Source organism: Microbacterium sp. AK031, assembly GCF_024807145.1.
Lineage (GTDB): Bacteria > Actinomycetota > Actinomycetes > Actinomycetales > Microbacteriaceae > Microbacterium.
This window is the reverse complement of the sequence record NZ_JANUCA010000004.1, coordinates 1-21138: the sequence shown is the minus strand read 5'-3', so window position 1 is coordinate 21138 and position 21138 is coordinate 1. Positions and strand designations below refer to the sequence as shown.

The window sequence follows — 21138 nt, the reverse complement described above, 5'->3', positions numbered from 1 at the left end:
ACGCTACTGCGTTCCTCCGCACTCGGAGTTTCCAATCAATCCGAATCTTCGCTGTCGCGTCGCGCGCGGGTCTGCTCGGCGCGCACGGCGAGCAGGTCGTCAGCGGGGTAGCCGACCTCGGTCAGGGTCAGCCCACGGGCCGCGAACACCTTGAACTCGCTGGTGCGCTCGAGCGCGTCGCGCAGCACGACGAGATCGCTCACGTCGAGGCGCTGCTCTCCGACCGCCACGCACGCCCCGACGAGCGCGCGCACCATGCTGTGGCAGAACGCATCGGCTTTGACCTCGGCGATCAGCACTCCATCCGCGTCGCGATGCCAGCGGTAGTCGAGGAGGGTGCGGATCGTCGTCGCCCCCTCGCGAGGCTTGCAGTAGGCGGCGAAGTCATGCAGGCCGATCAGGGTCCGCGCCGCGGCATCCATCGACGTCGCGTCGAGCTCGCCGCGGACGCTGGTGGTGTCGAGGCGCCTGGCCGGATCGTAGCCGGCGATCTCATCGGCGAGCCGGTAGCGGTATCGACGCCAGACGGCGGAGAAGCGTGCGTCGAATCCCTTCGGGGCGAGCGACGAGCGACGCACCGTGACATCCGAGTAGGCGCCGAGCACTCCGCGGATGCGTCCGGCGATGGACCCCGCCGGATCATGCGCGCTGCGACCGTGCCTGGTGACTATGCGCGACCATTGCTCGTCACCGAGTTCGACATGCGCGATCTGGCCGGCTGCGTGCACTCCGGCATCCGTTCGCCCGGCGACGACGAAGTGCACGTCGGAGCCGACGATGCGCGCGAGTGCGGCCTCGAGCGTGCCCTGTACCGTGCGCAGCCGCGGCTGCTTCGCCCAACCGCGGAACTGGGTGCCGTCATAGGCGATGTCAAGCCGGATTCGCACGAAGGCCAGCTTAGACTGGAACCTTTGGCCGCGAGCCGATACGCCCCCTCATCATGACGCTATCCACGACACCTTCCACGCGATTCGCGGGACTCGACGGTCTCCGCGCGGTGGCGGTCATCCTCGTGGTGGTCTACCACCTGTTCCCGTCGTCGCCGGTGCAGTCGGGCTTCATCGGCGTCGATGTGTTCTTCGTGATCAGCGGGTTCCTGATCACCTCGCTGCTGCTGCGTCCCTCGCGATACGGGCCGCTTCCGTCTCCGCGCCGCCTGCTCGACTTCTGGCGCCGCCGCGCCCGCCGGTTGCTGCCGGCGCTCGCCGTGGTGATCGCCGTGTGTGCGACGACAGCGTGGATGCTGGGCGGCGACGTGCTCGTCGGCATGGGCCGGCAGGTGCTGGGAGCTGCGACCTTCAGCTACAACTGGCTCGCGATCGCAGGCGGCAGCGACTACTTCACCGCGACGGCGCCGGAGCTCTTCCGCAACGTCTGGTCGCTCGCGGTCGAAGAGCAGTTCTACGTGCTGTGGCCGCTGCTGCTTCCGCTCGTGCTGCTGATCCCCGGGCGATGGTCGCGCGTCGCGCTCATGCTCATCGCGGCGGGTGGCTCGGCGTGGTGGATGGCGGCACTGGTCGCCGGCGGCGACGTCACGCGTGCGTACTTCGGCACCGATTCGCACGCGTTCGGCCTGCTGCTCGGAATCGCACTCGCGCTCGCGACCGTGAACATGCCGGAGAGAGCATGGATGCTGCGGCGCGGTGCGCAGGTCGGCTCGCTGCTGGTCGGACTCATCGGGCTGGGCGCAGTGCTGGTCGCCGCACTGTTGCCAGAGACCCCGGATGCGGCGACCTTCCCCGGTGCGCTCGTGATGGCGTGCGTGGGGACGGCGCTCACGATCTTCGCGGGGGTATGGCCGGGCTCGTGGTTCGGACGCGGCCTCGACGTCGCGCCGCTTCGCTGGGTCGGAGAGCGGTCGTACGGCATCTACCTGTGGCACTGGCCGGTGCTCGTGCTGGCCTTGGTCGGCACGCAGCGGACCGGGCCGGAGGCCGGGGTTCCGGTGGCGATCGGTGCCGCGGCGCTCGTGCTGTCGGTCGGAGCCGCGGCGCTGTCGTACCGGTTCGTGGAGCAGCCGCTGCGTCGGTACGGTTTCCGGCGCGCTGCGCGCGCACTGTGGCTGCGGATCGCGGGTCGTCCGTTGATGCGTCTGGCAGGGGCTTCCGCGCTGGCTGTCGGAGCCGTCGCCGTCGGTGGAACGGCCGCGGCGATCGTGACCGCCCCGCCCACCACTTCTGCGGCGGCGGCCATCGCCGCGGGGGAGCAGGCCATGAAGGATGCCGAGAAGGCGGCGCCCGATGAGCCCGACGAGGAGTCGGAGCAGATCGAGATCGCCGACGGCACCGAGATCACGGCCGTTGGCGACTCGGTGATGCTCGCATCCGCGCCGTCACTGTACGAGCAGTTCCCCGGGATCGAGGTCGACGCCGACGTCTCGCGCTCGATCTGGGCGGGGCCCGACATCCTGGGCGACCTGTCCTCGCGGGGAGAACTGCGCGAGAACGTGGTGGTGGCATTGGGCACGAACGGCCCTGTCGATTGGGGCGTGCTCGAGCAGATGTCGCAGGTGGCGGGAAAGGATCGCAATCTGATCCTCGTCAACGCGCATGCGCCGCGCGATTGGATTCCCGGTGTCAACGCCGAGCTCGATGACTTCGCCGACAGCCACCGCTCGGTGTGGGTCGCGGACTGGTCGGGTGCCATCGCACCGCACACCGAACTGCTCGCCGAAGACGACATCCACCCCGGCGAAGCCGGGGGAGACGTGTTCGCCGATTCGGTGGAGGCCGCTCTGGAGCGCGTGGAGAAGGACCGCATCCGTGCCGAGCAGCAGCGGGAGCAGGCGCCCTCAGGGCGTGCGCATCACATTCCGTTCCTGGAGTGAGTCGGCTGTTCCCGGAGTGAGTCGGCCGTTCCCGGGGTGAGTCGGCCGTTCCCGGGGTGAGTCGGCCGTTCCTGGTGCGAGTCGCGCGTGCCGCATCGCGCGGTCCCGGGCGGCTATCGCAGGGTCGCTGAACCCGGATGGAGAGTGGTGGGCAGCGTCGCCCGAAGAATCCAGCCGTCGACCGTGCGACCCGATTCCAGCTGCCCGTTGCTTTGCGCGAGGCGTTGACCCGCACGACTCAGACCGCGGCCGCCGGATGCACCGTCTTCCTTCGAGCGCGGCGGGCCGGCGGAAGCGACGTTCTGCACGACGAGTTCGACGGCGCCCGGTCGAATTTGGATCTCCATGCTCGCGGACTGAGAGTCGGGAGCGTGCTTGATGATGTTCGTCACTGCTTCGATCGCGATCTCGGTGAGCAGGCGTTCGGCCAGCGGCGAGATCTGGAGCGGATCGTTCGGCGCCGTCACCCGCGTCGGGATCCCCGCGTCCTCGAGCAGCGTCCCCAGGGACGAGATCGCCTCCAGCACCCGGCCGTTGTAACGACCCAGGTGCGCTCCGGGTGCCTCGGTCTTCGTATCCCTGATCAGCGAGAGCAGCGATTGGATGCTCTCAAGAGCCTGCTCGGCTGACTCCTCGATCGTGGAGAGCGAGACCTGCCGGGACGCCTCGTCCGGCTGCTTGGGCAGCGCGCGGGCATGGAACAGGATGAGAGTGAGATCGTGCGCGATGCCGTCGTGCAACTCGTCCGCGATCCTCTCCTGCTCTTCGCGGGCGATCAGCTCGAGGTCTTCCACGACGCGAGCGCGTTCCGCGAGAAGAGTCATCTCCCTCGCAGCCACCAGCCGGAACGCCAGACCAGCCAAGAAGGCGATCGCGGCGATGCCCGCGATGGCGAAGATTCCGCCGCCGGTCAGAGTCGCCCCGTCGATGGCGACATACGCCGTGAGCGCACCCAGCAGGACCGCATGCGTGACGATCACCCACGGGACGCATGTCGCGGCGACCAGGCTGAGCGCGATGGCGAGCTCGAGGAGATCTCCGCCGCTGCCGGTGAAGACCACACCGACACTGCTGATGAACATGACGATGAACGCCGCGGTCATCGGGTGCCAGGCGAAGGCGGCCAGGCCCAGATAAAGGGCGATCGCGAGAAGATCGTACCTCGCGAACTCGCCGCTCGCCAGGATGAACCCGACCGCGACGCACAGGAGTACTCCTACGGCCAGCACTAAGAGAAGGCGAGCAACCGAGTGGAGTGAGCGCTGCTGCCAGAAAGCGCGAGAGCGCAGCATCCTCCCGATGGAACTCTGAGCAGCGAGGATCGGCTCCCGACCTCCGATGGCAGCTGGACCGGTTTCAGGCACAGATGCCCAGCACGCTGCAGAGCCAGTCACCCAGGTCGGCATTCGGGTCGGTGAAGACCCGCATGAATGCGCCGACTCCGTACGCGTTGATCAGTCCCACGCTGGTCTCCTTCAATCGGTTCAATCCAGAATACGAGCACTACTCTCCGGGCCACCGAATCATGACCCCAGGGCTAGAGATCGGGGAGAAGGCCCGCGGTACCGTGATGAGGTGAGTGAAGCCGTCCGAGTTCTCGTCGTCGACGACGAGGCGCTGGTCCGGCATGCCCTGCGCGCGTTCCTCGCTGATGACGACCGAGTCACGCTGGTCGGCGAGGCGACCGACGGCTCCGAGGTCGTCGAGATCTGTGAGGCGATGCATCCCGATGTCGTGCTGATGGACATCAAGATGCGCGAGGTCGGCGGCGTCGAGGCGACGAGACGCGTCTTGGAATGGAACCCGCACTGCCGTGTGATCGCCCTGACCACCTTCACGACGGAGTGGCGTGCACTCGAGGTGCTGCGCGCCGGCGCATGCGGGTACCTCGTGAAGAACTCGACCCCGGAGCAGATCATCGATGCCATCGTGGCCGCCCACGCCGGCGATCGGGTCGTCTCACCCGAAGTCCAGGAGAGGTTCGTGCGGGCCGCGATCGAGACAGGCAGCAGCCAGATCACCGATGCACCCGCGTTGAGCGACCGCGAGAGGCAGATCATCGAGATGATCGCGAAAGGCCTCTCCAATGCCGAGATCGCCCAGGAACTCCACTATGCCGAGGGCACCGTGAAGGCCGACATCCGCCGCATCAACAACGAATGGAACGTCGAGAACCGACTCCAGATCGTGCTCCGAGCGACCGAACTCGGGATCATCAGTCTCTGATCCGGTACCGCCGATCTGTAGCCCTGGGGCTACGAAGCAGCCGGCTGTCTTGATCGATCGCCGAGGCGGTGGTCACGATGGATGCGGGTGATCGCCGTCGGCGATGTCCCAGACCGCCTCGCGGGCCGAGCAGAGAGATGACGATGACCCAGACCCTCACACAGCGATTGATCCTCGCTCTTCCGCTCGTCGGCGTGGCGTTCCTCCTGGGGGCGATCTTCCTGCCGATTCACTTCGCGGCGATCGCATGGGTGCTCGCACTGATCAGCTTCGGCATCGCCTTGACATGCGCGATCATCATCCAGCGACGCGACAAGGCAGAATTGACTGCCCCTCAGCGCCGTGGATCGAGATGAGTCGCGTGCATCGCCCGGCTCGACCATTTGGCCGGGCGCCCGGGATGCCGTAGGCTATCCCTTTGGTACTCGACTGCAGAGTGCCGCGAACGTGAGCCCTCCACTGGCGTGTTCCGCGCAATAGCGAAGAACCACCCCGGAGTGGGATTCACGAACTCCTCCGTTCGAACAAGAAAGCAGCACTATCGTGACGCGCACTTACACCCCGAAGGCCGGGCAGATCCAGCGTGACTGGGTCGTCATCGACGCGAATGACGTCGTTCTCGGTCGCCTCGCCTCGCACGCCGCAGCGCTCCTGCGCGGCAAGCACAAGGCCACCTTCGCCAACCACCTCGACTCGGGTGACTTCGTCATCATCGTCAACGCCGAGAAGGTTGTGCTCACCGGCCAGAAGCTCCAGAAGAAGATGGCCTACCGCCACTCGGGCTACCCGGGTGGTCTGTCGAAGATGTCCTACGAGGAACTCCTCGAGAAGAACCCCATCCGTGCTGTCGAGAAGGCCGTCCGCGGCATGCTCCCCAAGAACAGCCTCGGTCGTCAGCAGCTGACGAAGCTCAAGGTGTACGTCGGTGCAGAGCACCCGCACGCCGCTCAGCAGCCCACGACGTACACCCTCGACCAGGTCGCCCAGTAAGCGCCGCTAAGACTACTAAGGACATTCTCGTGGCTGATACTCAGGACACCACCGAAACCCCTCAGAACTACTCGACCTCCAGCCCGGAGACCGTCGAGACCGAGGCGGCTCCCCGTCCCGTTCTCAACGTTCCCGGCGCAGCCGTCGGCCGTCGCAAGCAGGCCATCGCCCGCGTGCGTCTGGTCCCCGGATCCGGCGTCATCACGGTCAACGGCCGTTCGCTTGAGGACTACTTCCCGAACAAGCTGCACCAGCAGCTGATCAACGACCCGTTCACGGTGCTGAACCTCCAGGGTGCGTACGACGTGATCGCGCGCATTTCCGGTGGCGGCGACTCGGGCCAGGCCGGCGCGCTGCGTCTCGGCATCGCCCGTTCGCTGAACGGCATCGACGCGGAGAACAACCGCGCCACCCTCAAGAAGGCCGGCTTCCTCTCTCGTGACGCTCGCGTCATCGAGCGCAAGAAGGCTGGTCTCAAGAAGGCCCGCAAGGCGCCTCAGTACTCGAAGCGTTAAGCACGAGAGCCCGGATGCCGCTTTTCGGCACGGACGGCGTGCGAGGACTTGCCAACGGCATCCTCACCGCCGACCTCGCGCTCACCCTGGCCCAGGCGACAGCTGTCGTCCTGGGCCAGGGCCGCACCGCGGAGGCGCGTAAATCAGAGGGAAAGCGACTCTCAGCAGTCGTCGCCCGCGACCCGCGCATCTCCGGTGAATTCCTCGTGGCCGCAGTCTCTGCCGGCCTCGCAGCATCCGGTGTTGACGTCCTCGACGCGGGCGTCATCCCCACTCCGGCGCTGGCATTCCTCGTCGCCGACCACGATGCCGACTTCGGCGTCATGGTGTCGGCCTCGCACAACCCCGCGCCCGACAACGGGATCAAGATCTTCGCCCGCGGCGGTGTGAAGCTCCCCGATGAGGTCGAGCAGCGCATCGAGGCCGCGATGGGTGAGAAGAAGCTTCTTCCCACCGGCTCGTCCGTCGGTCGCATCGAGCGCTTCTCCGACGCGGAAGACCGCTACGCGCTGCACCTGCTGGGTTCGCTGCCGCACCGGCTCGACGGCATCCACGTCGTTCTCGACTGCGCACATGGCGCGGCATCCGGTGTCTCGCCCGAGACGTTCAACGACGCCGGCGCGAACGTGACCGTCATGGGCGCTGAGCCCGACGGCATCAACATCAACGACGGCGTCGGGTCGACGCATCTCGACAAGCTGGCCGAGGCCGTCGTGCGTCTCGGCGCCGACGTCGGAATCGCCCACGACGGCGACGCGGATCGCTGTCTCGCGGTGGATGCCGACGGCACCATCGTCGACGGCGATCAGATCATGGCCATCCTCGCGGTGGCGATGAAGGATCGCGGACACCTCACCGACAACACGCTCGTCGCCACGGTGATGAGCAACCTCGGTCTGCACAAGGCGATGGAGGCCAACGGCATCACCGTGCGCCAGACCGGCGTCGGCGACCGCTACGTGCTCGAAGACATGAACGCGGGCGGCTACGCACTCGGCGGCGAGCAGTCGGGTCACGTGATCATGAGCGAGTTCGCGACGACCGGCGACGGCGTGCTGACCGGCCTGCACCTGGTCGCCGAGATGGCGCGCCAGAAGAAGACGCTCGCGGAGCTCGCCTCCGTCATGACCGTCTTCCCGCAGGTGCTCATCAATGTTCGCGACGTCGACAAGGATCGCTGCGCCGACGACGAGGGCGTGCAGGCTGCTGTCGCCGCCGTCGAGACGGAACTCGGTGACACCGGACGCGTGCTGCTGCGCAAGTCCGGCACGGAGCAGCTGGTTCGCGTGATGGTCGAGGCGGCGGATGCCGAGTCCGCTCAGTCCTACGCACAGCGCCTCGCAGACGTGGTCAAGGAGCGCCTCGCTCTCTGAGCAGTCGCTTCCTCGCACGCGTTTCCGACGGCGTCGGGGTCTGCGGAGAACAGTTTCGCGGCTTCAGATCCGCAGGAAGCCCCGAAACTCTTCTGCGGTCTTCTGAGTGAGCGTGTTGAGCGTGTTGGGGTGGGCCGTTAACCGGGCGGCAACCCTGCGGTCATGTGGAACGGGGTAACGCGACACTGGATGTTGCGTCGGCATCAATAGCTTCGAGGAGTCCTCTCCCTCGATGTAATTGGAACTTCCCCGTGCCTGTGCGCCGCTCTTCTCTTTCCCTTCCGTCCATTCTCGGCGCCACTGTGCTGCTGGCATCGCTGCTCCCGGCGGCGCCTGCTGCGGCGGCCGGCGCTCCGGCGGCGCCTGCTGCGGCAGCCAGCGCTGCGGCCATGCCCGTCGGTACGGCCCACGCGGCAACGCCGATCCCGGCCGCGGTGAATGCGACCCCTGCCCCCGAGACCCCGGCGATCATCGTCACCGAGATCCTGGCGAACACGGCGGGCGATGACCACTTCGAGTACTTCGAGATCCACAACACGACAGCTGAGGCGATCGATCTCGCTGCGCAGGGGTTCTCGTTCGCGTACTCGTACGTCGACTCCGACGACCTGACCCGCGACGTCGCGCTCACCGTGGACGAGCCGCTCGCCCTCGCCGCGGGCGAGACCGCGGTGCTGTGGCTGAGCTATACCACCGGCAACGTCGACTCCTTCGCGCGCACCGTCGACCAGTTCCGGGAATACCACCGCGTGGATGGCGCGACCCAGGTGGTCCGTGTCACGGGCCAGAACGGCATGGCGAACGGTGGAGACCGCGGCATCCGCGTACTCCAGGCCGGCGAACTGCGCACCTGGTCGCACTACCCGTCGGGTTCGATGGGCGAAGACGTCGCCGTGCACTTCCGCCTCCCGGCTGAATCCGCCGACCCCACCGCACCAGAGAGCCTCACCGTTCTCGGGCTGCAGTCCGAGCGCACCCCCGGCACCGTGCTTCCGATCGCGCTCGAGCGTCCGACCACCGAGCCCGAGCCGCCCGTGCAGGGTCCTGCCTCGAACTGGCCGATCATGGTCACCGAGATCGCCCCAGACAACTCCGGTGTCGACGACTTCGAGTTCTTCGAGATCCACAACACCACGGCAGAGGCCATCGACCTCGCCGGCTACTCGTTCGCCTACACCTACGTCGACGCGGCCGACCGCACGCGTGACGTTCCGCTGACCGTGGCCGAGCCCACTGTCATCGAAGCGGGCGAGACCATCGCGCTGTGGCTGAGCTACACCACGACCACGGTCGACTCGTTCGCGCGCACCGTGGACGAGTTCCGTTCGCACTGGGGCGCTCCTGCCGAGACGCGTGTCGTCCGAGTGGAGGGACAGCCCGGCATGGCGAACGGCGGAGGCCGCGGCATCCGCGTCGTCCACACCGCCGACGACGTCGCGAACTGGTCCTACTATCCCTCTGGCTCCGTCGGCGTCGATCTCACCGCTCACTTCCGCATCCCGGGCGACATCGCCGCGCAGAGCATGCTCCTGCTCGAAGAAGCCGCAGCCCCGACCCCGGGCACGATCACAGAAGAGGCGCTCACGGCGCCCGAGCCCGACCCGGAGCCCGGGTTCGATCCGCAGCCGGACCCGTCCGTCGTCACCGCAGCGCTGCAGGTGACCGAGGTGCTGCCCGACTCCACGAACGTCGGGGCATCCGACGGCTACGAGTTCATCGAGGTCTACAACGCCACGAGCGAGCCGATCGACTTCGGCGACTACTCGATCAACTACCTCTACCCGGTGGACGAGTACAGCAACACGCAGAGCACACGTTGGCCTGCGACGCCCGCCGATGTCGTGATCCCCGGCGGCGAGACGCTCGTGCTGTGGATCAAGAACGGCCCCAACAACGACCTGAACGCTACGGACTTCAACGGAATGTTCGGCACGTCGCTGACGCTCGGCGAAGACCTGGTCGAGATCTTCGCCGGCGGAATGGCGAACTCGTCGCCGCGTGGCATCGAGATCATCACGAACACCGGTCACACCGTCAACCGCGGCTACTACTTCATGGGCGACACGGACGACACGCTGCCCGACCAGGGCATCCGCTACGCGATCCGGGAGGACGACCTCACCCTGCAGCGGATGCTGGGGATCGCTCCCGCGACGCCCGGCACGGTGCAGTCCGACCAGGTTCCCGCAGGCCTCATGATCGAAGCGTCCGACACTGTCGCACCCGTGATCGAGAACCTGACGGTCGGGCAGATCGACCCGGCATCCGATTTCGCTCTGACTTTCCGCGTCACCGACGATGTGCTCCCGCGAACGGTGACGCTGTCGCTTGCGAACGACGTCGACGGCGAGTTCGCGCCGATCAACCTCAGCGACGCGGGCGATGGCACCTACGTCCACACGATCAACGCGGTCGACCTGATCGGCAAGTCGTGGTTCGAGTACGCCGTCACGGCGACCGACGGCACGAACGTCACGACCGTGGAGACCGTGCGCATTCCGGTGGCAGGCGCGTCTACCGACCTGGTGCGCCTGAACCTCGAAGAGGGCGCCTTCGTCGGCGGCACCACGACGGTCATCGCCGGGGGCGACCACTACCCCGCAGAGATCGAGCTCGACGTCGACGGCGAGCCACTGGAAACCGAGACGACGCTGGAAGACGAGCCGGTGTTCGCCTTCGAGGCGTCGAACACCGACTACTACTTCAAGAACGGCGTGCGTGTCGGTGACGACATCCTGCAGATCTTCGATGAGGGCACTTACGACGCGTGGAAGACGATCGCGACCGACGTGCCGCTGTCCTACGTGCGCCAGGGCGACGAACTCGTCGTGAGCGTCTGGGCGGGGACGAAGAAGGCACCCGAGATCGATGAGTTCGAGAACAACGACGACTTCACGATCCGCGGCCTGCGACTGATTCTGCCCGACGGCCGCACGCTCACCCCGCAGGGCTACGACGACCCTGCCAGCGTGCTGCAGATGGGCGACAGTGCAGGCAAGCATGACTTCTTCGATGCGCGCTTCACCATCCCCGAGGATGCATTCGCCGCAGTGTCAGCGGAATGGGAGACCACGGGTCGCGAAGATGGCGCCGCGGTCGTGACGGCGACGGATGCCGCGACTTCGGCGGTCCGCACCGTGCAGGTCGACAACACCGGCCCGCAGGTGACGACCGAGATCGTCGACGGCTCGGCCTACCAGGGTGAGATCGCGATCGACGCGGAGATCGTGGATGCCGGAATCGGTGACGTCACCACGGTCGCGACGCTCGACGGTGTCGAGATCGCCCTGCCGTACGTGACGTCGTCTGTGGAACTCACCGCCGGCGACCACGTGGTCACGATCACGGCGACGGATGCTCTGGGCAATGCCTCGGAGTACTCGGCGACCTTCATCACCTATGACGAGCAGCCCAGCGCCGGTGCGATCGCGCCGGTCGAGGGCGCCGAGGTCACGGCGGGGGATGTGACGCTGCAGGCGAAGGTCGAGGATCCGACCGGCGATGTGCTGGATGTGTCGTTCCTCGAAGGTCGCAGGGTCGATCTGTCCGACGGCGACATCGCGCTGCAGTCCGGCACGGTGAACGATGCGCAGGGCCTCGAGCGCGAGCAGCCCGAGACGCTGAGCGACGACGACATCCGGATGCTGTCCACCGCCGACGGCCTCGCCAGCGATGTCACATCGAGCGCGGAGTTCCCGTACCAGCTGTTCGACGTCGACACCGGCGATGCCGCCGACGGGTCGCTCGTGCGAGTGTCGTGGACGGGACACGCGGATGCCGGAGCCACGGTGATTCTGTACGCGCTGGCGGCCGACGGAACGTCGTGGGCCGAGCAGACCCGGCAGGTCACGGTCGATGAGGGCTCGTTCACGCTCGAGGCTGCGGTCGACATCACCGCACACGCGCGCGACGGGGTCGTGCGGGTGCTCGTGCAGCACTCGGAAGGCTTCGCCGGAGACGACCTGAGCACGCGCGAGTCTGACGTGGCGCTGCCGCATCCGCTCGACACTCCGCGCGCGGAGTACGACTTCACGTTCGGCTGGGAGTCGGACACGCAGTACTACAACGAGAACGCGGTGCCGGAAGAGGATCGTTACCGCCACCAGCAGGCCATCCACTCGTATCTGCTCGAGCAGCGTCAGGCGATGAACCTGCAGTACCTGTTCCACACCGGCGACATCGTCGATGACTACGACCAGATGTACCAGTGGGTGGACAACGCCGACCCCGAGTACCGTCGCCTGGACGAGGCGGGGCTGCCGTACGGCGTGCTCGCCGGCAATCACGACGTGGGTCACCAGGAGATCGACTACACGAACTATGGCACGTACTTCGGAGAAGACCGCTTCGTGGGCAACCCCTGGTACGGCGGCAGCTTCGAAAACAACCGTGGCCACTACGACCTGCTCTCGGCCGGCGGCATCGACTTCATCATGGTCTACACCGGATGGGGTCCTGGCGACGCCGATATCGCATGGATGAACGAGGTGCTCGCGCAGTACCCCGACCGTGTGGCGATCATCGCGCAGCACGAGTTCATCCTCACGACCGGCGGGCTCGGCGAAATGCCGCAGCGGATCCTCGATGAAGTCGTGGCCGTGAACCCGAACGTGAAGATGGTGTTCTCCGGGCACTATCACAGTGCTCTGACCCGCACGGATCAGTTCGACGACGACGGAGACGGCGTCGCCGAGCGCAACGTGTACTCGATGCTGTTCGACTACCAGGGCCTGCCCGAGGGTGGTCAGGGCTTCTTGCGTCTGCTGCACTTCGACACTGTCGGTGAGCGCATGATCGTCCGTACCTTCTCGCCGTCGCTCGAAGACCCCGCGAACGGCGGTGTGCTCGGCAAGCACAACTCCGACGATCCGTCACTGGTGAACGCTCCGCAGGAGTTCGAGCTCACGTTCGAGCAGCTCGGCATCGAGACGGGCGAGCGGATGCTGGGAACCGACGCCTTCTCGGCCGAGATCCTCACCTCGAGCGAGATCGCGTCGTTCGAGGGTGTGTCCTCGGGCTCGATCCTCTCGGCCACCTGGCCGCTCGCCGAGGTGGGGGAGCGCGGATGGTACGTGCGAACGAGCGACCCGTATGGCGCGGTCGACTTCTCGCCGGTGCAGCTGTTCTCGGTGCTTCCGGCTCCGGACCCCGAGCCCGGCACCGGTGGTGGTGGCGATGGTGGCAACGGGAACCCCGGCAATGGCAATGGCAACCCCGGCAACGGGAACCCGGGGAACGGCAACCCCGGGAACGGGAACGGATCCGGCGGTAACGGGTCCGGCGGCAACGGAATGCCCGGTGAAGCAGGCGGATCTGGTCCGGGTGCCGGTGACGACGCGCTCGCGACGACCGGTGGAGACGTCTCCGGCCTGATCGGCTGGGTGATCGCCGGCGGCCTCGCGCTGCTGCTCGGCAGCGGAATTCTCATCCGCCGTCGCATCATCGGTACCACGCGCTGACTTTGCGTCGGCCTGTTCACGGCGACATCCGTCGGGTCTATGTATCCCGGCGGATGTCGCTGTTCGTTGTGTTGGCGCGCGTGGAGGGCAGTGCGGCGGCGTCCGCCGGTTACGCCGAATGAGCCAGTCGCGGGTCGGCGACGTCGGAGGGCATACTTCTCCAGTGCGGCCACTCGGGTGGTGGATCCCATGCCCACCGGATCGCTGACCGGCTGGTGAGGGGGATCGGCTCCAGATCGCCACCGCCGCTGCTTCTCTCGACCTCGATCCCGCTGCCGCCGCCGACCCCGCTGCTGCCGCCGCCCCGACCACTGCTGCTGCCATCGCCGCTGCTTCTCTCGATCTCGCCGCCGCCGACCCCACTGCCGCCGCCTGCCTCGCGGCCTCCTGGGCCCCCGCGTCTGCGGCTGCCGGGCGGATGGAGCATGAACATGCCAAGCCCCTCACGTGTGATCTTCCACCCGTTGTTGTGCAGCAGCATGTGGTGATGTCTGCACAGCAGAATGCCGCGGTCGATGTCGGTGAGTCCGAGATCTTCATGCCAATGGTCGCAGTGATGCGCTTCGCAGTACGACGCCGGGACGCGACATTCCGGGAACATGCATCCGCCGTCGTCGGCCGCGTTGGCGAGTGCCCCGGCGCGCAGGATGTCCATGAACAGGTCGTAGGCGATCTGGTCGTTCGTGCGCGGATCGTCCACCAGTGCGCTCGCCGCTGCGCGTTCCTCATCGGTCATGAACCTCGGTCCTCCCCGACGAGGCCGAAGTGCGGCATCTCGGATCGATTCAAGCCAGGCCGCAGTCTCGTCGTCGGAGATGATGTGCGTGTGATGCTGCCCGTCTGTGTTGCGCCACGACCGCCACGATCGGGCCGCGTAGGAGCGCTCGAAACGTTCCTGCACGCCTTGCGGATCCAAGGTGTCGCGCACCTGCCGCGCACGACGCGCGAGGTCTTCTACCGACATGTCAGCAGCCTCTTGCGCGAGCTGCGCCGCGGCGAGCGACCATACTTCGATCATCGCGTCGGTCGGGCTGTCGACACCGTCGCGGGCGGGAGGCTGGCCCATTCCGCGGAAGATCGCATCGTGCTGCGCGGGTGTGATCTTTCCCGCGAACAACGACTGACGCAACGGCTCGTGCCAGGGCATCGGCGCATCGTGCTCGAGCGTCGATGCTCCTGCGCCCGCACTCGCGCCGCCACCGACACCCTCGCCTCCGCTCGCGCCGTCATCGGGTCCGCTCGACCCAGTGTGCGACCCCGCGGCGTCCTCGTCCCCAGGATCTCCGGACCCAGCCTCTGTCCCGGCAGGCCCGGCCCCAGTTCCGGCAGGCCCGGCCCCCGCCCCGCCATGCTCGAACCCGGCATCCGCCCCTCCGGTCGCCCCGTCGGCATTCGATTCTCCGTAGCCAGCTCCATCACCCCAGCTCCAGCCGTCTCCGCCGTCGCCGGGCGAACCGCTCCAGCCGTTTCCGCCCCAGCCGTCTCGGTCGGAGCCGTCCCTTCCCAGCGAGCCTGCCCCCGCAGCATCCGCCCCTTCGATCAACGTCTCGCCCAGCCGTACGGCGCGCGCCGCATCTGTGCGCGTGCCGCCGACGATCGACTGCACCAGAGACACGGCGTTGCGGTGCCCACGCGTCGCAGCCAAACCGGAATGCCCGGCCTCGCGCCGCGAACGCTCTGCGACCACTCCGGCGCCGACCGTCAGCATCCGCTCGGCGCAGTTCGCAACGGCCGCCGCGCCGGCCAGCGCACCGACGATCGCATCGTCGTCGAGCCTGCGCATGGCCGTCAGCAGGACGTCGATATCGACGTCACCCATGCGCGATTCCAACCCCTCAAGGGTGTCGCGCAACTCGCTGAAAATGGCCATACTTCATAGTGTCAGAGGCCGCCGACATTAGAACAAAGATTCACAATGTTGTGGATAACTAAAGCGCGCCCCAGCGCCCGATCGGCCACAGGATCAGGCTGACCTTGCCGACGACGTCGTCGCGAGTCGCCCAGCGCCAGCACGACGGATCGGCGTCGGGCACCCCGCGACACTGCGCCGCGGAGTCCGAGGAGTTGGTGCGGTTGTCTCCGAGCACGAGATATGACCCTGGTGGCACGGTCACCGCATCGAAACACCGCAGGGACGCGGGCACAGTGGTGCAGTCGAGAGTCCCCGCTTCGAAGGGGAAGTCCGACCCCAGGTACGTCTCGTCGAGCGCGATGCCGTCGACCGTGATGGCTCCGGATGCCGTGCAGCATTCCACGACCTGCCCAGGGCCCGCGATCACTCGCTTCACGAGAGTGTGCGGGCCGGACGGACCGAAGCCCGTGACCTCGCCGACCCATCGGGCTGCGGCCTTCCACCAGACCTCGGAACCGGTGGCGTGCGCGCCCCAGGTCTCGTCTGCGTCGAACACGATGATGTCGCCCGTCGCGGGCTCGGATCCGACATAGGCGAGGCGATTGACCATGAGTCGATCGCCGGGCTGCAGCGTCGACTCCATCGAGGCCGACGGTACGAGGTATGGCTTCGCGACGAAGGTCAGCAGGAGCCCCGCGACCACGAACGCGGCGACCAGATGAAACCAGGCGCTGCCCGTGATTCGTCGCCAGAGCGGTTTGGCTGCGTGCGCGGCGGGAGTATCGGTCGTCACACCCCCACGTTACCGGTGGAGCACACTTCGACAGGCTCGGCGAGCGGATGCCGCGAACGAGACGCAGCGGGCCGCCCGGCGAGATGCAGCGGGCCGGCCGACGGCACGCAGCGCGGCGAACCCTATGGCGCCGCGCAGATCCGGAACAGCCCGCTGTCGACGAGCACCTCGGTGGCGCACTCCATCCCGGTGAGCCTCGGCACGTCCGCCATCGCAGGGGCGTCGAACAGGCCCACATGCGCGCCGGTGAGCACGATCGGAGCAACCGCCGCGCCCCACGGCTCCGCCGCGAGCCATTCGACATCGTTCGCCTCGACCCATTCCTTCAGCGGAGCCACGGCTGCGCGCTGCGTCTCGAGCGTCAGCCAGGGCGCTTGGGCGGCCGCGACCGCGTGCACAGCAGCCCCTCCACCGATCCCCAAGAGAACGACACCGGCCGCGACCACAGTCACGATGCGAAGACGCTGCTCGCGCAGCATCCGCTGGGCTCCCCAGACCGCGCATGCCGCCAGGATCGGGAAGAACGCGAACACGCCGGGGGCCGGATGCCGCACCCACAGCGGCAGATGCGACGCGGTCGCCCACCAGCCGACAAACGCGAGCGCGCCGACGGCAGCAGCCGCGACATAGACAAGAACAGCAGGGAAGGAACCCCGAGAAACCCAGAGCCCGCCGCCGATCAGAAGCAGCGAGACCACCGCGACGGCGACCGCTGCCCACACCGGCAGCGACCACGATTCCGCGAGGGTCGTGAACTTCTGCACCACCGTCGTCGGCTCGCCGAGCTGGCCGCCGCTGCGGACGAACCTGACCAGCGCACGCAGGTGCTCGATGAAGCCGCTGAAGCCGAAGGTCAGCAGGGCGGCGAGCTCGAACAGGAACGTCGGCAGCGCCACGAACAGCAGCGGCACCAGCGACCGTCGCACCCACGCCCAAAGGCGCGCCCAACTGGTACCGGAAGCCAGCAGCAGCAGCGCGATGGCGAACGCGGGCAGCGCGAGCAGGGCGATGAGCTTGGCCTGGATCGCGAGTCCGACCAGCAGCCCCGCGAGCCACGCGCGTCGCGGCAACACAACGAGCGCCCACACCAGCAGCGCGGCCGCAGGGATCTCGCCGAGCAGATCGGCAGGACCCTGAATGGGGGAGACCGCTGTCGAGGTCGTGAAAGCAAGCGGAACGGCGACGGGGACGAGCGCGGCCCAACGCCCGCCGATGCGGCGTCCGAGCACCCAGAGCCCTGCGAGCAGCAGCACCCAGTACGCGAGCGGGACCAGCCGTGCGCCGATGACCGGATCGATGCCGGTGGCGAGCACGGCGGCGACCGGCAGCAGCACGGCGGGCCCGGTCGAGATGCGCGCGTCGAACAGAGTGATCGTCGACCCGGAGAGCGCACCGTCACTGGCGTAGCCGAGGCCGTCGAGCAGGTTGAGCGGCACGGTGAGGTTGAGTGCTTCGTCTTCCCAGAACCGCCACACGAAGAGGCTCTGCCACGCGACGAGCACATGCCCGACGAGCAGGGCGGCGGCCAGCACCCAGAAGACGATGGAACGCGCGCGGATCATGTCAGTGTGAAGACCCTGGTCGACGGATGCTGCGCAGCGGCGCCGATGGACGCAGCGAGAGCGCCCACACCTCCTGCAGGGCGGCGATCGCGAACTCGCGCAGACGCTTGGGCGGCAGCCGAACCCCGGCCGCGCGACCCCACATGGTTCCGCTGGCCGATTCGCCGCGACGCGGGATGCTGGCCACGCGCACGTAGCGCACGATGAACCCGCCACGGGCCTCGGCGAGCGCGAAGTGCACGTGCGGCACGCTCACGTCTGCGGGCACAGCATCCACCAACGTCTGCAGGGCGGCGGGACGGTAGGCGCGCAGGGGAGTGTTGACGTCGGGAATGCGACGACCGGATGCCGCGGCGATGAGCAGCCGTACGGCAGCGGTGAGCACCTTCCGGTACCAGGGGTCGGTGCGCCCGTCGCGCACGCCGTGCACGACATCGGCGCCCGTGGACTCCGCCGCGGTGATGAGCCGCACGAAGTCTGCGCCGAGGAACTGTCCGTCCCCGTCGACGTGCACCAGGAGGTCTGGGTCGGTCTCGAGCCCTGCGCGGTAGGCGGCCAGCGCGGTGGGTCCGTGGCCGCGATTGGCCGGCTGAGTCTGCAGGTCGACGTCTGCCACCTCGTCGAAGACGCGGGCGGTGTCATCCGTCGAGCGGTCGTCGGCGATGACGAACGAGACGCGGGTGGCGAGTGGTGCGACGTGGTCGCGGATCTCGTCGATGAAGCCACGGATGCCTTCGGCCTCGTTGTAGGCCGGCATGACGATGGCGAGATGGGAGAAGGTCAAGAGGCTCCTCGGCGGGCGTGTGCGGCGAGAGTACGCGCACGAAGTAGCCTAGTGGAGTGAGGATCCCTGCCCGTCTGCGCCGCCTTGTGGGCGTGGGAAGCCGATTCCTCGTTGTCGGTGCACTCAGCACGGTCATCGAGATCGCGGTGTTCAACCTGCTCGTGTTCGTGTTCGGGTGGGATCTGGTCGTCGCGAAGATCGTCGCCTCTCTCATCGCACTGGTCAACGCCTACATCGGCAACCGGGAGTGGACGTTCCGTCACCGCGACCGCCGTGGGCGGGTCTCCGAGCTCGTGCTCTTCCTGGGCGTGAACGTCGCCTGCACGCTGCTGGGTGCCGCGCTTGTCTGGCTCGGTGTCGAGGTGTTCACCGGATTGCGCGGACAGGAACCCGGCGCGCTGGCCGTCAACGTCGTGAACCTCATCAGCATCGTGATCGTCGTGCTGATCCGGTTCGTGCTGTACCACAAGGTGGTTTTCCGGGTGGCGCCGACGGCCGCTGACTGATCGAGCCAGCGGGAACTCATACCCGGGTGCGTACGCTGCCCGAAGATGGCGTATGACGCCTGCTGGTGCCGCTGACGAACCCCAGCAGGATTTCGAGTGGGCCTCGTCGGCGCAACCGTGCGAGCACGGCACCGATCGCGAGGACGCCAACGATCTGCAACAGCAGGATGCTGAGGCCCTGTGCATACCAGACCGGCGAGGTCGTTTCTCCCGCGACGACTGCTCGGGTGGCGAGCGACGACAAGAGCGTAGTGACCAGAACATGCGCAGTGTAGATCGTCAGAGGTGCGGCGCCGGCCGCGCGCACGGTTTCGACTGCGAAGCCGTGTTCATGGTGACGCACGTCGAACAACAGCACGAACAGGCCGATGAGCACGCACGCGCCGGCGACTGTTCGCAGCATGTCGGCAGGGTTACCGCTGTGCGGTGTAGGGATGACCAGCATCCACAGCTCTGTGCCGATCGGAGCGCCACGCCCGCTGCTCAGCATCGCCTCGCCGATCTCCGGCAGCTCGAACCATGTCGGGCGCATCCGCGCGATGCGGCCCCCCACAGTGATGACGCCGTAAATCGCGAGCCCCCAAATCGTGAGGAGCAGGCACAGCCGGCGTAACGCGTCTAATGTCGGCGGCGCGAACAGAACGCGGGCGAGCAGGATGCCGACGAGCATGTAAGCGACCCAGGTGATGGCGGGGTAGTGCCCGGTGAGCAGCAGATCACGCACGACACGACCGAGTTCATCGATCGGCCCGGATGTTGGTGTCGGTGTCGCGACGATCCCGGCGCGCACCTGCGCGTTCACGGCACCTCCGCCGATCCACAGCACACCGGCGATCACAGCGATGACTGCCGAGGGGAGGAAGAGCGCGAACGCGGCGATGATCATCGCGGTGCCGTACGCGGTGAGCACCACGCTGATGGGGCCGCCGAGGACATCGAGCAGCGTGCCGATGAGCGAGATGGCGAGACCGCGGATGAGAATGCTGACGAGCATGCGTCCGCGCGAGCTATCGCGCATGCCGCGCGATAGCAGCACGAGGCTGACTCCGCCGAGCACTGCGAAGGTCGTCGCCGATGTGCTGCTCACGGTGGCGCCGATGAGCCTTCCGGCGAGACTGTCTATGCGTGCTGCGCTCGCGTCTGATCCGAGCTGCACCACCAGGTGCGCGGCCATCATGCCGATGATGGCCGCGAAACGGGCGATGTCGACGCCGACGATGCGTCGTCCTGCGAGGGGGCGGTCCGGCGAGGTCATTCGACCATCCTGGCATCCTCGGAGGCGCAGCACGATCGGCAAGACTAGGAGTAGAAAACGGGGGAACGCATGCAGAGTGAGGCGACGACGTTGTCGCGATGGCACATCATGAATCGCCCCGGGTCTGGTGGAGGGTCTGAAGTCCCGAGAGGATGAGGGCTATGCCAGCTTTGAGGAAGTATCCGCAAGAGTTGCGGGAGCGAGCGATGAGGCTCGTGCAGGAGGCGCGGAAGGAGGATCCGGAACTGTCTGTGAATCAGGCGGTGATCCGGATCGGGCAGCGCGTCGGAGTCAATCCGGACACGCTGCGCGGTTGGGTCAAGCAAGCACAGATCGACGCGGGAGAACGTCCTGGGACCACGACAGACGACGCGTCGAGGATCAAACAGCTCGAGGCGGAAGTGCGTGAGCTGAAGCGGGCGAACGAGATCCTGCTCGCTGCGTCGAGTTTCTTCGCGCGGGAGCTCGACCCGCGACTGCCGTGGTAGTTCGGTTCATCGATGATCATCGTGACCGGTTCGGAGTCGAGCCGATCTGCCGCGTGCTCACCCAGCACGGTGTGAAGATCGCTCCGTCCGGTTACTACGCCTTCAAGAAGCGGCCCGCCTCCGCGCGAGCGGTCAGCGACGCGGAACTGGTGGTTCAGATCGAGCGGGTGTTCTGGGACCGCAAACTCGGTCGCGGGATTAGCGGGGCCCGCAAGATCTGGCGATTGCTGGCACGCGAGGACATCGTCGTCGCCCGCTGCACTGTCGAACGTCTCATGCGCCGGCAGGGACTGCGCGGCATCCGCAGGGGCAAGCAGTTCATCACCACACGGCCCGACGACGCTGCGCCGAGGGCTGAGGATCGCGTCAAGCGCGAGTTCTACGCTGACCGGCCGAACGAGCTCTGGGTGGTGGACTTCACCTAATGGGACAGCCGAAGGTCATGCTTCGACAATCGAGTAGGTCGACAGGGGTCACTGAGATTTCACCGACCCGGGTCGGGCAGTGT

The 21138-nt window shown here is 67.2% G+C and carries 17 protein-coding genes and 1 other annotated feature; of the genes, 10 read left to right on the top strand and 7 right to left on the bottom strand.

Annotated elements, in window-relative coordinates:
- Positions 1–35 precede the first annotated feature (35 nt).
- On the bottom strand, positions 36–887 hold the full coding sequence (gene truA / locus HDC95_RS09450) for a tRNA pseudouridine(38-40) synthase TruA (protein ID WP_259063193.1): 852 nt from the start codon (positions 885–887) through the stop codon (positions 36–38).
- A gap of 53 nt (positions 888–940) precedes the next feature.
- Here truA and HDC95_RS09445 point away from each other — a divergent pair, with 53 nt between their 5' ends.
- The gene (locus HDC95_RS09445; protein ID WP_259063192.1) at positions 941–2827 is read left to right on the top strand and encodes an acyltransferase family protein; all 1887 of its coding nucleotides are present in this window, start codon (positions 941–943) and stop codon (positions 2825–2827) included.
- 113 nt (positions 2828–2940) lie between these two features.
- On the opposite strand, the gene HDC95_RS09440 is transcribed toward HDC95_RS09445, so the two are convergent.
- Positions 2941–4056: a sensor histidine kinase gene (locus tag HDC95_RS09440; RefSeq protein ID WP_259063191.1), complete on the bottom strand. Its 1116-nt coding sequence runs from the start codon at positions 4054–4056 to the stop codon at positions 2941–2943.
- A 346-nt stretch (positions 4057–4402) separates the two neighbouring features.
- Here HDC95_RS09440 and HDC95_RS09435 point away from each other — a divergent pair, with 346 nt between their 5' ends.
- The 6 genes from HDC95_RS09435 (at position 4403) to HDC95_RS09410 (ending at position 13390) form a co-directional block, all read left to right on the top strand.
- Positions 4403–5053, top strand: a complete 651-nt coding sequence (locus tag HDC95_RS09435; protein ID WP_259063190.1) for a response regulator transcription factor — start codon at positions 4403–4405, stop codon at positions 5051–5053.
- 143 nt (positions 5054–5196) lie between these two features.
- On the top strand, positions 5197–5409 hold the full coding sequence (locus HDC95_RS09430; protein ID WP_259063189.1) for a hypothetical protein: 213 nt from the start codon (positions 5197–5199) through the stop codon (positions 5407–5409).
- 187 nt (positions 5410–5596) lie between these two features.
- Entirely contained in the window at positions 5597–6043 is a 447-nt protein-coding gene (gene rplM / locus HDC95_RS09425) for a 50S ribosomal protein L13 (RefSeq protein WP_259063188.1), read from the top strand.
- Positions 6044–6072: 29 nt separating this feature from the next.
- On the top strand, positions 6073–6558 hold the full coding sequence (rpsI, locus tag HDC95_RS09420; RefSeq protein ID WP_259063187.1) for a 30S ribosomal protein S9: 486 nt from the start codon (positions 6073–6075) through the stop codon (positions 6556–6558).
- 14 nt (positions 6559–6572) lie between these two features.
- A complete protein-coding gene (glmM, locus tag HDC95_RS09415) occupies positions 6573–7931 on the top strand; it encodes a phosphoglucosamine mutase (protein WP_259063185.1) in 1359 nt (452 codons plus the stop codon).
- A 251-nt stretch (positions 7932–8182) separates the two neighbouring features.
- A complete protein-coding gene (locus HDC95_RS09410; RefSeq protein WP_259063183.1) occupies positions 8183–13390 on the top strand; it encodes a metallophosphoesterase in 5208 nt (1735 codons plus the stop codon).
- A gap of 109 nt (positions 13391–13499) precedes the next feature.
- Here HDC95_RS09410 and HDC95_RS09405 read toward each other — a convergent pair whose 3' ends face one another.
- From HDC95_RS09405 to HDC95_RS09390, 4 genes are all read right to left on the bottom strand, one after another.
- The gene (locus HDC95_RS09405; protein WP_259063182.1) at positions 13500–15260 is read right to left on the bottom strand and encodes an HNH endonuclease signature motif containing protein; all 1761 of its coding nucleotides are present in this window, start codon (positions 15258–15260) and stop codon (positions 13500–13502) included.
- A gap of 58 nt (positions 15261–15318) precedes the next feature.
- The gene (lepB, locus tag HDC95_RS09400; RefSeq protein WP_259063181.1) at positions 15319–16035 is read right to left on the bottom strand and encodes a signal peptidase I; all 717 of its coding nucleotides are present in this window, start codon (positions 16033–16035) and stop codon (positions 15319–15321) included.
- Positions 16036–16157: 122 nt separating this feature from the next.
- Entirely contained in the window at positions 16158–17597 is a 1440-nt protein-coding gene (locus HDC95_RS09395) for a hypothetical protein (RefSeq protein WP_259063180.1), read from the bottom strand.
- A 1-nt stretch (position 17598) separates the two neighbouring features.
- The gene (locus HDC95_RS09390) at positions 17599–18381 is read right to left on the bottom strand and encodes a glycosyltransferase family 2 protein (RefSeq protein WP_259063179.1); all 783 of its coding nucleotides are present in this window, start codon (positions 18379–18381) and stop codon (positions 17599–17601) included.
- Between the two features lie 56 nt (positions 18382–18437).
- On the opposite strand from HDC95_RS09390, the gene HDC95_RS09385 reads away from it, so the two are divergent.
- Positions 18438–18887 (top strand): GtrA family protein, encoded by a 450-nt coding sequence (locus HDC95_RS09385; RefSeq protein ID WP_259063178.1) that lies wholly within the window; start codon positions 18438–18440, stop codon positions 18885–18887.
- 16 nt (positions 18888–18903) lie between these two features.
- On the opposite strand, the gene HDC95_RS09380 is transcribed toward HDC95_RS09385, so the two are convergent.
- Positions 18904–20142, bottom strand: coding sequence for a heparan-alpha-glucosaminide N-acetyltransferase domain-containing protein (locus HDC95_RS09380; RefSeq protein WP_259063177.1), 1239 nt, complete (start codon positions 20140–20142; stop codon positions 18904–18906).
- A 152-nt stretch (positions 20143–20294) separates the two neighbouring features.
- Between HDC95_RS09380 and HDC95_RS09375 the strand changes: the two genes are divergently transcribed.
- Together HDC95_RS09375 and HDC95_RS09370 are read left to right on the top strand one after the other, a co-directional pair.
- Positions 20295–20630, top strand: a complete 336-nt coding sequence (locus tag HDC95_RS09375) for a transposase (RefSeq protein WP_310503241.1) — start codon at positions 20295–20297, stop codon at positions 20628–20630.
- Positions 20589–20716: a sequence feature (AL1L pseudoknot), on the top strand. (Overlaps the previous gene by 42 nt.)
- Positions 20624–21055, top strand: coding sequence for an IS3 family transposase (locus tag HDC95_RS09370; protein ID WP_259063175.1), 432 nt, complete (start codon positions 20624–20626; stop codon positions 21053–21055). (Overlaps the previous feature by 93 nt.) The genes HDC95_RS09375 and HDC95_RS09370 overlap by 7 nt, the downstream gene beginning before the upstream one ends.
- The last annotated feature ends 83 nt before the right edge of the window (positions 21056–21138 follow it).